Annotated in this window: 13 protein-coding genes; all 13 read left to right on the top strand. The window is 50.0% G+C overall.

Annotated elements, in window-relative coordinates:
• The first annotated feature begins 14 nt into the window (after positions 1 to 14).
• The 13 genes from atpF (at position 15) to IKW96_RS01810 (ending at position 13,664) form a co-directional block, all read left to right on the top strand.
• A complete protein-coding gene (gene atpF / locus IKW96_RS01870; protein WP_296569666.1) occupies positions 15 to 503 on the top strand; it encodes a F0F1 ATP synthase subunit B in 489 nt (162 codons plus the stop codon).
• Entirely contained in the window at positions 500 to 2,527 is a 2,028-nt protein-coding gene (gene atpA, locus IKW96_RS01865) for a F0F1 ATP synthase subunit alpha (RefSeq protein WP_296569664.1), read from the top strand. Before atpF ends, atpA begins: the two co-directional genes overlap by 4 nt.
• A gap of 14 nt (positions 2,528 to 2,541) precedes the next feature.
• Complete coding sequence (gene atpG, locus IKW96_RS01860) at positions 2,542 to 3,450, top strand: ATP synthase F1 subunit gamma (RefSeq protein ID WP_296569661.1); 909 nt, start codon at positions 2,542 to 2,544, stop codon at positions 3,448 to 3,450.
• Positions 3,451 to 3,534: 84 nt separating this feature from the next.
• Positions 3,535 to 4,929 (top strand): F0F1 ATP synthase subunit beta, encoded by a 1,395-nt coding sequence (atpD, locus tag IKW96_RS01855; protein WP_296569660.1) that lies wholly within the window; start codon positions 3,535 to 3,537, stop codon positions 4,927 to 4,929.
• Between the two features lie 15 nt (positions 4,930 to 4,944).
• Positions 4,945 to 5,355 (top strand): ATP synthase F1 subunit epsilon, encoded by a 411-nt coding sequence (gene atpC / locus IKW96_RS01850; protein ID WP_296569659.1) that lies wholly within the window; start codon positions 4,945 to 4,947, stop codon positions 5,353 to 5,355.
• Between the two features lie 252 nt (positions 5,356 to 5,607).
• The gene (secD, locus tag IKW96_RS01845; protein WP_296569657.1) at positions 5,608 to 7,041 is read left to right on the top strand and encodes a preprotein translocase subunit SecD; all 1,434 of its coding nucleotides are present in this window, start codon (positions 5,608 to 5,610) and stop codon (positions 7,039 to 7,041) included.
• The gene (secF, locus tag IKW96_RS01840; RefSeq protein ID WP_296569655.1) at positions 7,038 to 8,009 is read left to right on the top strand and encodes a protein translocase subunit SecF; all 972 of its coding nucleotides are present in this window, start codon (positions 7,038 to 7,040) and stop codon (positions 8,007 to 8,009) included. Before secD ends, secF begins: the two co-directional genes overlap by 4 nt.
• 140 nt (positions 8,010 to 8,149) lie before the next feature.
• Positions 8,150 to 9,244 carry an FHA domain-containing protein gene (locus tag IKW96_RS01835; protein ID WP_296569654.1) on the top strand — a complete coding sequence of 365 codons (1,095 nt, stop codon included), beginning with the start codon at positions 8,150 to 8,152 and terminating at the stop codon, positions 9,242 to 9,244.
• 6 nt (positions 9,245 to 9,250) lie between these two features.
• A complete protein-coding gene (locus tag IKW96_RS01830; protein WP_296569652.1) occupies positions 9,251 to 10,018 on the top strand; it encodes a PP2C family serine/threonine-protein phosphatase in 768 nt (255 codons plus the stop codon).
• Between the two features lie 43 nt (positions 10,019 to 10,061).
• Entirely contained in the window at positions 10,062 to 10,310 is a 249-nt protein-coding gene (locus tag IKW96_RS01825; RefSeq protein WP_296569649.1) for a hypothetical protein, read from the top strand.
• Positions 10,311 to 10,319: 9 nt separating this feature from the next.
• Entirely contained in the window at positions 10,320 to 11,000 is a 681-nt protein-coding gene (locus IKW96_RS01820) for a hypothetical protein (protein ID WP_296569647.1), read from the top strand.
• A gap of 153 nt (positions 11,001 to 11,153) precedes the next feature.
• Positions 11,154 to 12,593: an adenylosuccinate lyase gene (gene purB / locus IKW96_RS01815; RefSeq protein WP_296569646.1), complete on the top strand. Its 1,440-nt coding sequence runs from the start codon at positions 11,154 to 11,156 to the stop codon at positions 12,591 to 12,593.
• A 465-nt stretch (positions 12,594 to 13,058) separates the two neighbouring features.
• The gene (locus IKW96_RS01810) at positions 13,059 to 13,664 is read left to right on the top strand and encodes a helix-turn-helix transcriptional regulator (RefSeq protein ID WP_296569644.1); all 606 of its coding nucleotides are present in this window, start codon (positions 13,059 to 13,061) and stop codon (positions 13,662 to 13,664) included.
• The last annotated feature ends 44 nt before the right edge of the window (positions 13,665 to 13,708 follow it).

Raw genomic sequence — 13,708 nt, 5'->3', positions numbered from 1 at the left:
AAGGAGGGCCAATAATGCTTAAATTTGAATTCTGGAGCATTTTCTGGGCTGTTTTCAATACGGTACTGCTTTTCGTACTGCTCAGGATATTCCTTTTCAAGCCTATAAACAAAATGAAGAACGAGCGCACCCGTACTATCCAGGATAACCTCGACTCCGCCGAGAAAGCAAAGGCAGAGGCAGAGGAGCTCCGTCAGCAGTACGAGGACTCGATCAGCGAAGCAAAGGAAAAGGCTAATCAGATTATCATGAAAGCCCATGAGGACGCAGAGTCCGAAAGAGCCGCAATTATAAAGAAATCTCAGGAAGAGGCTGAAAAGATAGTTTCAGAGGCTGACAGGACCATAGAGAACGAGAGAAAGCGCGTTCTCCGTCAGGCTCAGTCCGAGATCGCAGACCTTGCTATCGAGGCTGCTTCAAAGATCATCGGCGAAAACGTTGACGACGAAAAGAACCGCCGTCTTGTTGATAAGTTCCTTTCCGAAGAGGAGGCTAAGAAATGAGAGACTCAGACAGAGAGCTGCTGAAAGAGCTTGTCCGCCTTGACGTTTCTCAGACAGACTGCTCCGAAACAAGAAAGGTGCTCGAGAACTGCCCCGACCTGGGAGATACGCTTTCAAACCCTCTCGTCACCCACGACGAGAAGAGAGCCGTGATAAGCAAGCTTTTCCCCGAGAATATGCAGAAATTCCTGTTCAGCGCAGTCCGCGGAGGAGCTATCGGGCGCATAGACGAGATACTCGACGAATATGAGGACATCCTCCTTGACAAGCAGGGCAGCATCAAGGCTGTAGTACGCTATGTTACGCCGCTTACCGAGGCTCAGCAGGCAGACCTCAGACAGTTTATCATGGATAAATTCGTCAAAGAGGACGTTGATATCGAATACAAGCACGACCCCGACATCATAGGCGGATTTATACTCAATGCGGGCGACCTTGAATACGACAAGAGCTACCGCACAAGCCTCCGTCTCATGAAGGACACTCTGCAGAACAAGGCTACGGAATACGTGGAATCTGTTTCTGCTTCAAAGAGCAAAAACAGCGATATCATCTCAGTACTCAAAACAGAGGTGCGCGATTTCGACGTAAAGTCGGGAGCTACGGAAACAGGCTTCGTTACGCGTCTCGGCGACGGTATCGCAAGAGTTTACGGTATGAATTCCGTAATGTACGGCGAGCTTGTTGAATTTGAGACAGGTATCAGAGGCATCGTTCAGAACCTGGAGGAAAAGTCCGTCGGAGTTGTTCTTCTCGGCGACGACCACGGCCTTACGGAGGGCTCTTCCGTTATCAGAACGGGCAAAAGAGCAGGTATCGGCGTAAGCGACGAGCTCCTCGGACGAGTAGTCGACGCTCTCGGAGCGCCTATAGACGGTCTCGGACAGATAAAAGCCGAGGACTACTTCCCCATAGAGCGCGAAGCTCCGGGCGTTATCGAGCGTAAGCCCGTAAATACGCCTTTGCAGACGGGTATACTCGCTATCGACTCAATGTTCCCTATCGGACGCGGTCAGCGTGAGCTCATAATCGGCGACAGACAGACAGGCAAGACCTCTATCGCCGTTGACACCATCATAAATCAGAAGGGTCAGGACGTTATCTGCATCTATGTCGCCATAGGACAGAAGTCCTCGACTGTTGCACAGATAGTCAACACCCTTAAAAAGTACGGCGCTATGGATTATTCGGTAGTTGTATGCGCTTCCGCCAGTGATCCCGCACCGTTCCAGTATATCGCCCCGTATTCGGGCACGGCTATTGCGGAGTACTTCATGTCCAAGGGCAGGGACGTACTCATAGTATACGACGATCTTTCAAAACACGCCGTTGCCTACAGAGCCATGTCGCTTCTGCTCCACCGTCCTCCCGGACGTGAAGCTTACCCCGGCGACGTATTCTACCTGCATTCGAGACTTCTCGAACGCTCCAGCCGTCTTGACGACGAGCACGGCGGCGGTTCGCTGACGGCTCTCCCTATCATCGAGACCCTTGCAGGCGATATCTCCGCATATATCCCTACAAACGTAATATCTATCACCGACGGTCAGATATTCCTGGAGAGCGAGCTTTTCAACTCGGGTCTCCGTCCTGCGGTAAACTACGGACTTTCCGTATCCCGTGTAGGCGGCGCCGCTCAGACAAAGGCCATGAAGAAGGCTTCGGGAAACCTCCGTATCGACCTTGCACAGTTCAAGGAAATGGAGATATTCACACAGTTCTCCTCTGAGCTGGACCAGTCCACAACGGAGCTCCTTGACCACGGCCATATGCTTACGGAGCTGCTGAAGCAGCCTCTGTACAATCCGCTCCCGCACTATGAACAAGTGATACTTCTCTACGCCGCACAGCACGACTTCTTCAGGGGCATTCCCCTCAAGGAGCTGAGAGAATACCGCACAGACCTCATGAACTATATCAGAAGCTACGGTCAGGACATAATCACTGAAATAGAGGAGAACAAGGTCCTCACAGACGACCTGGCAGAGCGTATCGAAAGAATACTCACAGCTTTTGAAGAGTAAGGCGGTGGACTGCTATGCCAAATATGAGAGAGATCCGCGAAAGGATCGGAAGTATCCAGCAGATACTGAAAATAACCAATGCTATGTACCTCATGTCGTCCTCAAAGCTCAAAAGGGCAAGGGCTTCACTGGAGTGTACAGAACCTTACTTCTATAAGCTCCAGTCAACTATCGAAAGCGTGCTGGAGCATACTCCCCACACCCGTCAGCTCTACTTCGACAGACGTGCGGATATCCCCGAGGATAAGCGTAAAAAGGGATATATCGTAATAACAGGAGACAAGGGACTGTGCGGAAGCTACAATCACAACATACTGAAATATACCGACCAGAAGCTTGATGAAGCTGCCGATCTGGACAACTGCTACCTCTTTGTAATGGGGCAGGTGGGAAGAATGTACTACCAGCGCCGTATCAACAGCGGTAAAAAGGCTTCCGTGGACGGTGAGTTTCTCTATACCACTCAGAACCCCACCCTTTACAGAGCCCGTGAGATAGCCGAGCTGGTACTGGATAAGTTTGAAAAGCTCGAGCTTGACGAGGTATACCTTATCTATACGGACATGGTAAGCTCCAACGTTCAGGAGCCGAGGACCCTGAGGCTTCTCCCGTTCGAGAGAAAGCATTTCGGAAAGGCTGCCGACGGCACCATGAAAAAGCTGCCAAAGGCTTCGTTCATGCCGTCGCCCGAGGAAGTTATGAACTACCTTATCCCCCAGTACGCAAAGGGCATAATCTACGGAGCTATGGTCGAGGCGTTCTGCTGCGAGCAGCAGTCGCGCATGACGGCTATGGACGCAGCTACCACAAGCGCAAAGGACATGATAAAGGATCTGTCCCTCCGCTACAACCGCGCAAGACAGGCGGCTATCACTCAGGAGATAACCGAGGTCTGCGGAGGAGCGCAGTCTCTCGTTGAATGACTGCAGGGACGCGAATTGCGCGTCCGCATAATACAGGCGCACACTGTGCGCCCATACAAGTTCTCTTAAACAAAGGAGAAAGCAATGGAAAAAGGCAGGATAACACAGGTCATCGGACCTGTTATTGATGTCGAGTTCAGCACGGGAAAGCTCCCCATGATAAGGGACGCTCTCACCGTTGAGGTCGACGGCAGAAAGCGCGTTATGGAAGTCGCTCAGCATATGGGCAACCACATCGTGCGCTGTATCATGCTGGCGTCCAGTGAGGGACTCAGCAAAAATATGGAAGTCAGCTCCACAGGCTCGTGTATAAAGGTGCCTGTCGGCGAGGCTACTCTCGGACGTATGTTCAACGTTCTCGGCGAGCCTATCGACAAGAAGGGCGACGTTGTCACCGAGGAAAAATGGGAGATACACAGAAAAGCTCCTACTTTTCAGGATCAGAGCCCTGTTGTTGAGGTCCTCGAAACGGGCATCAAGGTCATAGACCTTATAGCTCCCTATGCAAAGGGCGGTAAGATAGGACTTTTCGGCGGCGCAGGCGTCGGCAAGACAGTCCTCATTCAGGAGCTTATCAGAAATATCGCCACCGAGCACGGCGGCTACTCTATATTCACAGGAGTCGGCGAGCGTTCCCGTGAGGGCAACGACCTCTGGAACGAAATGCAGGAATCGGGAGTTATCTCCAAGACCGCTCTCGTTTTCGGTCAGATGAACGAGCCCCCCGGATCGCGTATGAGAGTTGCTCAGACAGGTCTTACTATGGCTGAGTACTTCCGTGACCGCGAACACAAGGACGTTCTTCTCTTCATCGACAATATCTTCCGTTACGTACAGGCAGGCTCGGAGGTATCCGCTCTTCTCGGACGTATGCCCTCAGCCGTTGGCTATCAGCCTACCCTTGCTACGGAAGTCGGCGAACTGCAGGAGCGTATCACTTCCACCAAGAACGGCTCCATTACATCGGTACAGGCTGTTTACGTCCCTGCGGACGACCTTACAGACCCTGCGCCTGCGGTAACTTTCGCTCACCTTGACGCTACTACCGTTCTTTCCCGTAAGATAGTGGAACAGGGTATCTACCCCGCTGTAGACCCTCTTGAATCGAACTCGCGTATCCTCGAACCCGAAATAGTCGGCGAGGAGCACTACAAGGTTGCAAGACAGACACAGGAGCTTCTCCAGAAGTACAAGGAGCTCCAGGACATCATCGCCATACTCGGTATGGAGGAGCTCAGCGACGAGGATAAGCTTGCGGTATACCGCGCAAGAAAGATACAGAAGTTCCTCTCACAGCCATTCAATGTTGCGGAGAACTTCACAGGCCTCAAGGGCAAGTACGTACCGCTCAAGGACACTATCGAGGGCTTCAGAGCCATCATCGACGGCGACATGGACAAGTACCCCGAGGCAGCCTTCCTCATGGCAGGAACTATCGACGACGTTCTCATGAAAGCCCGTCAGATAGACGAGGAATAAGGGAGGCGGCTGACTATGGCTAAGACCTTTCACCTTGAAATAATCGCTACAGACCGCATATTTTTCAGCGGAGAGACCGAGCACCTCGTTGTTACGGCTATAGACGGACTTCTCGGAATAATGGCAGGGCATGAACCCCTTGTGACCTCGCTCCCCACGGGCGAGCTGAAATACCTCGTTGACGGCGTATGGAAGTACGCGGCCATATCCGAGGGCTTCATACAGGTAATGCCCGATTCTTCCATAATCCTCGCGGATACCTGCGAGCTTCCCGAGGAGATAGACATCAAGCGGGCTCAGGAAGCCCGTGAACGAGCCGAAGAGCGCCTCAGGCAGAAACAGAGCATAAAGGAGTACTACGAAACTCAGGCTGCTCTCAACCGCGCCATGAACCGTCTGAAAATATCGCAGAAGCACTTCAAATGATCTCAGAAAGCACTCCGTCGGGGTGCTTTTTTAGACGTCCATGCAGCCGCAATTTGTTCATAATTCCGAAAAAAACCGTTCTTAATTGTGCATATTTTTGAAATGGAGACTTTTTCCGTTCAGATACTTGACTTTTTTGCAAAAATATAGTACAATTATTGTAATTGTCAAAGAGACAGGAATAATGGGCTCATGCCTGTTCCGCACACTGTGGGAACGGTCTCAGAAGCCCGATTTTTAGGAGGCATGACTGTGAAAAAGACAGGCAAAAAAACTTTCTTCATTGTCGTTGCTTTTATCGCTGTGTTCGCTGTTACAGCCGTAATGGGTATTGATAAGCTCTTCGGCGATAACAGAACTACTTATGTCAAGGGCGTTGACGATATCCGTCTTGGTATAGATATCAAGGGCGGCGTTGACGTTACTTTCGGTCCCGCAGGCGACTTCGACGCTGACTCAGATCAGCTCGCTTCTGCTACCGAAGTAATCAAGACAAGACTCGCTTCACTCGGTATCACCGATAACGAAGTATACAGCGACGAAAAAAGCGACAGAATTATCGTCCGCTTCCCCTGGAAGGTCGGCGAATCAAACTTCGACCCCGAGGCTGCCGTTAAGGAGCTCGGTGAAATGGCTGAACTGACATTCCGTAAGGGCACAGATACAACCACCGACGAGGACGGAAATACTATCCCGTCAGGCGAACTGGTCCTCAACGGCGACGACATCGAATCCGCACAGATGGGTTATATGCCGACTGATGACGGTTCGAGTGCTGAGTACATCGTAAGCCTCAAGCTCAAGACCAGCAGCGCTGACGGCGGAAAATCAGGCTCCGAGAAATTCGCTGAAGCTACTTCCGAACTGGCAGGCACTGATACACCTATATCGATCTGGATGGACAATACCATGATCTCGGCTCCGAGAGTAAACGACGCTATCTCAAACGGAAGCGCTCAGATCTCGGGCAGCTTTACCGCCGAGACTGCTACAAAGCTTGCCAATCAGATCAACTCCGGTGCTCTCCCCTTCAAGATGGAGACCAAGAGCTTCAGAACAATATCACCTACAATGGGTGAAGGTTCACTGGGCGCTATCCTTCTTGCAGCACTTATCGCATTCTGCTTTATCGCTGTATATATGATAGTTCTCTACAGACTCCCCGGCTTTGTTGCTGTTATCGCGCTCTGCGGTCAGGTCGCAGGCTCTCTTGCAGCTGTTACAGGCTGGTTCGGATTCATGAACGGCTCAACTCTCACAATCCCCGGTATCGCAGGTATCATACTTGCAGTCGGCATGGGCGTTGACGCCAACATCATCACAGGCGAGCGTATCAAGGAAGAGCTCAGAACAGGCAAGTCTCTCGACGCTGCCATAAAGATCGCCTACAAGAAGGCTTTCTCAGCTATCCTTGACGGTAACATCACAAACGTTATCATTGCCGTTATCCTCATGGGCGCTTTCGGTGTTCCCGACAGCTTCTTCTCGAAGATCCTCAACAAGACTATCTTCTTCGCATTCGGCGCTACTGCTGAGGGCGTTGTTTACTCCTTCGGATTTACCCTGCTCGCAGGCGTTATCTGCAACTTCATCTTCGGAGTATTTGCTTCAAGACTTATGGTAACATCACTCTCCAAGTTCAAGTGCTTCAGAAACAGAAAGCTTTACGGAGGTGACGAAAAATGAGTAAAAACAACACTCAGACAGAAAAAGTAAGTACTCCCGCAAAGGTTTATGACTTCTGTTCAAAGAAAAGGCTCATCCTCGGCGTTATCATCGCTGTTCTCGTCATATTTGCAGCAGGCGCGATAATCAGAGGAATACACTTTGCTATCGAGTTCAAGGGCGGTACGCTCATTACCTATACCTATCAGGGCGATATCAATACAAACGATGTTGCTTCCGCTGTCAAGGAGATCGTCGATTCAAATGTTACTGTAAGAACAGGTGAGAGTCTTGATTCCGGCGGAAAACAGGTAACTATCTCATTCACCTCCGATCAGGGCCTTACAGCCGACAGACAGACCGAGCTCACAACAAAGCTCAGGGAAAAGTTCGCAGACAACGACCTCGTTATCTACGACTCAAACGACGTTAACCCTGCGTCAGGACGTGAATTCCTGCTCAAGTGCTTCATCGCAGTACTCTTTGCAGCTTTCATCGTTATCATCTATATCGCAATCAGATTCAGGAATATCGGCGGCTGGTCGGCAGGCGTATGCTCTATATTCGCCCTCTGCCTCGATATTTTCGTAGCCTTCACAACTACGGTAGTATGCAAGTTCAGCATCGACTCAAATATCGTTGCCGTTATCCTTACTATCCTCGGCTACTCTATCAACAACACTATCGTTATCTACGACAGAATCAGAGAAAACCGCAAGCTTATGCCAAAGGCTTCACTCAATGAGCTTATCAACGTAAGCTGCGCACAGTCTCTTACAAGATCTATCAGAACATCGATCACAACTATCGGCACAATGCTCGTTATCACCATCGTTGTTCTGGCAACAGGCTACAAGTCGCTTCTCAGCTTCTCTGTACCGCTTATGATGGGTCTTATCTCGGGTACGTTCTCCTCACTCTTCGTTGCACCTGTTACATGGTCATGGTGGAAGAACAAGTCCGCAGCAAAGAAAAAGAGCTCAAAGTAATATCAAGGGACCGTCCTTCGGGGCGGTCCTTTTATTTAGCAGTCATTTCGGGCTGCGTCCTCTGCAAATAATACTTGCTCTTGATATTTTTGATATGTTATGTTATAATAGAAAACAGAATAGCCGAAAGGAGTGGTAACGTGGCAAAGCTCAGATTCACAGAAAAAAACGGCGAGGTATCCATTGTATGCAGATTCACAGGCAATGAAATGCTCAATGACGCCGAATATCAGTATTTCATCGACAACCGCATAAAGGGCTGGCTCGTTCCCGACGCGCTCTCCGGCGATAAGCTCGTCTTCACAGGCGCTCATGGATTACCGCTCATAAATGTGCTCAAAAACGGTATCGACAAGACGCAGTATTTCCGCATAGTCCTCAATCTGCTGAATATTCTCGAAATTGCGGACAAATGCGGCTTCAATATGCAGAATATCGTTCTCGACCCCAATTATATCGTCGCCGAGCCGCATAAACTGGATATCCACCTCTTCTATCTGCCGCTCTGGTACAACGAGAGCACCAACGACGGCATTATAAACTGCCTGAGGAAGATATCATCTTTCGCCAATTACAGCTCACAGTACGACTACGACCGTATCGACAGCTTCATGAGCTTCGTTATAAGCAAGCCTGCGTTCAGCATTTATGAGACAAAGGAGCGTATCCGCACGGAGGCTCCCGAGCTTTTTGCCGCACCCGACCGCAGCGAGTTCAGCAGACCTGCCTCACAGAGCGCAAACAGCGCCCACAAGCCCAAACCGCTGCCGCCTGTGCAGAGCAAGGGCGATACTCACCCGTTCGTGCTGCCAAAGTCTGCAAAAACCGCAGTTCCCCTGTTCAGCAGACCCGAGCCGAAGTCCATTCCGCCTCTTTCAGCAGAGAAAAAACAGGGGCTCCCCGAGCTGGTGAAAAAGGAGATACCGCGTACTGCTCCGAAGTATCCGACGCTTACACGCCGTTCCACGGGAGTTTCGGTGAATATCGACAGACCCGTTTTCAGGATAGGCAAGGAGCGAGACCGCGTTGACTTCTGCATAACCGAAAACCGCACTGTCAGCCGTCACCACGCCACTATCTACTGCCGCGACGGTTCGTGCTTCATAGAGGACAACAATTCCACAAACAAAACATATATCAACGGTACCCCACTTCTCCCCGAACGGGAGATAAAGCTCAAGGACGGCGACGTTATAAAGCTGTCCAACGAGGAATTTGATTTCACAGACAGGTAATACAATATGAAATACATTGCAGCCTGCGATACGGACGCAGGTATCTCGAAATACAAAAATCAGGACAGCGTTTGCGTCAAGACCGCCGATACAGGCAGCGGAAGAGCCGCTCTTATCATGGTCTGCGACGGAATGGGCGGTCTTTCACGGGGCGAGCTTGCAAGCGCAGAGGTCATACGCAGCTTTGCGGACTGGTTCGACAGAGAGCTCCCCTTTGAGCTCCCCGACTGGGACTGGGAAACTGCCGCAAGAAACGTTATCAGCCGCCTAAGAAGGCTCAACGCCATGATGGTGGACTACGGCATGAGGGAGCATATGCAGCTCGGAACGACCGCTACGGGTATAATCGCCGTAGACTCCAAACTCATGACCTTCCATGTGGGCGATACACGCATATATAAGATATCCGACAGGCTGAGTCAGCTCACCGACGACCATACCTTCGTCAACCGCGAGGTCAAGAACGGCAGAATGACGCCCGAGGAGGCTAAGACAGACCCACGCAGGAACGCTCTTGTGCAGTGCGTAGGCGTTACTGCCGATATCATGCCCGAAATAAACCTGGGCGATATCGAAAACGGAGCCAACTATATGATATGCTCCGACGGCTTCCGCCATGTGCTCACGGAAAAGGAGCTCTTCGAGGAGCTTTCTCCCGAAGCTGTCTCATCAAAAAAGGATATGCAGAAAAAGCTCCGCGAACTCATCGAAACAGTCAAGACAAGAGAGGAAAGCGACAATATAACCGCCGCAATGTTCCGCGCCGAGTTCTGAACCCACTTTTTTCGCACCAAAGCATTTACAAAGGAGACCACTTATGTCAACAGGTGAGATTCTTGTCATCGCAGCCGCTGCTGCGGTGTTTATAATCATCAATGTTATAATGTGGAGCATTATAATCGCAAAGGAACGCAAAAACGCCCCGAGACCCGAAAAAACCGTGGCGGCTGCCGCTCCTGAGGATAAAAATATAGAGCTCCCCGACAGCGTTCCCGCGTCAGCAGCCGAAATGGGCTTCAGACTGCTGGAAAATACAGTTATCGTCCATACGGACGACAGGATATAGGTGAATACTATGGACAAAACCGAATTGCTCCGCAAACAGGAGCTGAAAGCAAAGGAATTTGCTCATAATCTCACGCTTCTCAACAAGTGCAACAATAACTACAAAAGGCTTGTGATAGCTTATCTGTTCTCGCTTACGTTTTTTCCGCTGCTGTCGTTCTTCCTCATGCTGGGAAGCGTTTTTGCGGACGATACCATATTCCTGACCTTCGAGAGCATGATAGTCTACTCCCTTGCCATATACTGTGCATGGCAGGCGGCTCACAACAAACGCGACCTCTTTGTGCTCTTTACGGGCGGACTGGCAGTGTTCAACCAGATACTCCTCATTATTTTCAAGCGCTATGCCAACGGAGAGTACCTCAAATACTTCAAGTTCGACTCTGTAGGCTATACCTCCAGGATACACCTGGGACTTCTTCTGGTAATACTTATCATAGTTACTGTAAATATGAAGACCAACCGTACCTTCCATAAGCTGGAGGAAGCCGACGGCTACCCCAATTTCAACGAGAGGTTCTTTGAACAGGACATGACGAGCCGTCAGATGAAGATAAGCGACCCCTATCAGGAAAAATTCGACGCTCTCAGAAAGACTGCTTCAAGCGAAATGACGGAGATAGCCGTGAAAGACGGAACTCTCGCCGAACACGTTGACGATTACAGGAACGAATACATGAATGATGTGTAAATTATACAGAAATCAGGCAGAATTTCATTAAAACTAAGGCGGCTCCGGGCCGCCTTTTTTATTGACACGACGGCTGTATGATGATATAATTAAAGTGATATCCCTTGCGCTGAAAGCGCAGATAAATTTTCATTTTAAAGGAGAAAGTTTCAAATGAGCAGTAATATCAACAGCTATGAAAGCCCATTCTGCACACGTTATGCAAGTGAGGAAATGCAGTACATTTTCTCTGCGGACAAGAAATTCACCACCTGGAGAAAGCTCTGGGTAGCTCTTGCAAGAGCCGAAATGAAGCTGGGTCTGCCCGTCACCGAGGCGCAGGTAAAACAGCTCGAGGAGCATATCAGCGATGTGGACTACGAAATGGCGGCTGAACGCGAAAAAATAACACGCCACGATGTTATGGCTCATGTTTTCACATACGGTCAGGCTTGTCCCGACGCCGCAGGTATCATTCATTTAGGCGCTACTTCATGCTATGTCGGCGACAATACAGACGTCATCATCATGCGCGACGCTCTTAAAGTTGTCCGCAGAAAGCTCCTCAACGTAATGAGCAACCTTGCGAAGTTCGCAGACGAGTACAAATCGCTCCCCTGTCTGGCTTATACTCACCTCCAGCCTGCACAGCTCACAACCGTGGGCAAGAGAGCTACTCTCTGGCTCAACGAGCTCCTTATGGACTTCCAGGACTTAGAGTACAGAATGTCTACTCTCAGACTTCTCGGCTCAAAGGGCACAACAGGCACTCAGGCTTCATTCATGGAGCTTTTCGAGGGCGACACCGACAAGATAAAGAAGCTGGAGCAGATGATCGCAGAGGAAATGGGCTTCGACGCAGTTGTTCCCGTATCGGGTCAGACCTACTCGCGCAAGGTTGACTCAAAGGTGCTGGAGCTCCTCAGCGATATAGCGCAGTCCGCAAGCAAATTCTCCAACGATATGCGTATCCTCCAGTCCTTCAAGGAAATGGAAGAGCCCCGTGAGAAGAAGCAGATAGGCTCCTCCGCAATGGCTTACAAGCGCAACCCCATGCGCTGTGAGAGAATAACCTCTCTTGCGCGCTATGTAATGATAGACAGCCTCAACCCTGCATTCACAGCAGGCACACAGTGGTTCGAGAGGACGCTGGACGACTCCGCAAACAAGCGTATCAGCGTAGCAGAGGCATTCCTCGGCGTTGACGCCATACTCAACATCATGCTCAACGTCACAAACGGTATCGTTGTGTACCCCGAAATGATACGCCGCCGCGTTATGGCGGAGCTCCCCTTCATGGCAAGCGAGAACATCATGATGGACGCTGTAAAGAAGGGCGGAAACCGTCAGGAGCTCCACGACCGTATCATGGATTACTCCATGGAGGCAGGCGCTAACGTAAAGGTAAAGGGTCTCGACAACAACCTCTGCGAGCTCATCGAAGCCGACCCCATGTTCATGGTAACAAAGGAGGAGCTCGACGCAGTTCTCAAGCCCGAGAACTATACGGGCAGAAGCTCACAGCAGGTGGACGAGTTCCTTGCAGAGTGCATAAATCCTATCCTCGAAGCCAACAAGGATATCCTCGGCGAAAGCTTCGAGATGAAGAACTGACAGCTCCGCAGGTCGTCAGCTAAGAGTCACCCATTACATTCAAGAAGTAAGGTTTACTTCTTTCTTCCTTTACCTCTTGCTTTGCATATGATCTTTGTGCCTATCAACAATAAGCAACAGGTAAAGAAGTAAAGAGGTAAAGGGGGAATGTGTGTTTGGTTCCCTCCCGGAGCAGCGCATTGCATTCAAGATGTAAAGTTTATTTCTTTCTTCCTTTACATCTTGCTTATGTATACAATATACTTTATCAATTTAAATCATTCAAGATATAAAGATATAAAGATGTAAATGTTACCTGTAAAAAAACAAAGTCAAAGTAACGGACAGGGCTGACGGCTAAGGGCTAAGGGCTTAAAATCGGACTCTACGGAGCGCATACTCCGCATGACACCGTGATTCTACGCCCCATGGGTGTACTTTTTCTCCGCGGTATGATACACTTTTCTCAGAAAGGAGGACTCATGAATGGATCAGGTAAAGATCGGCAGATTCATTTCTCAGATGAGAAAAGAAAAAGGACTTACACAGAAACAGCTCGGCGAGGAACTGCTTATCAGCGATAAGACGGTTTCAAAATGGGAAACAGGAAAAGGTCTCCCCGAAGTATCGCTCATGCTGCCCCTCTGTGAGAAGCTGGGTATCAACGTAAACGAGCTCCTCACGGGCGAGCGTATCCCCGACGAGGACTACAAGAAGAAAGCGGAGGAAAATATTATGGATATCATGCGTGAAAAAGAAGAAAGCATAAGAAAGATAATCATTTCGGTGATAGTATGCGTCATCACCATACTTGCAGGCTGTACACTGATAATAGTCGCAGGTCTGGCAGAGCTTGAAACATGGCAGAGAGTACTGCTCATAGCTATAGCTGTCGTCGTAATGGCAGGCGGTATAGCAGTTGCCGTTCTGGAAGATATCAGCGCAGGCACCTACGAGTGCACTCACTGCGGAACACGCTTCGTTCCGTCTGCAAAGAGCTATATTTTCGGCGCTCATACTCTCACAAAGAGAATACTGACCTGCCCGAAATGCGGCAAGCATTCATACTGCACACGCAGACTGACACACTAATGATACGGGCGGATAATATCCGCCCCTACAGTATAAAAGGAACT

Origin of the sequence: Ruminococcus sp. (genome assembly GCF_017549005.1) — a bacterium.
Classification (GTDB): Bacteria; Bacillota; Clostridia; order Oscillospirales; family Ruminococcaceae; genus Ruminococcus.
This window is presented reverse-complemented; position numbering and strand designations above follow the sequence as displayed.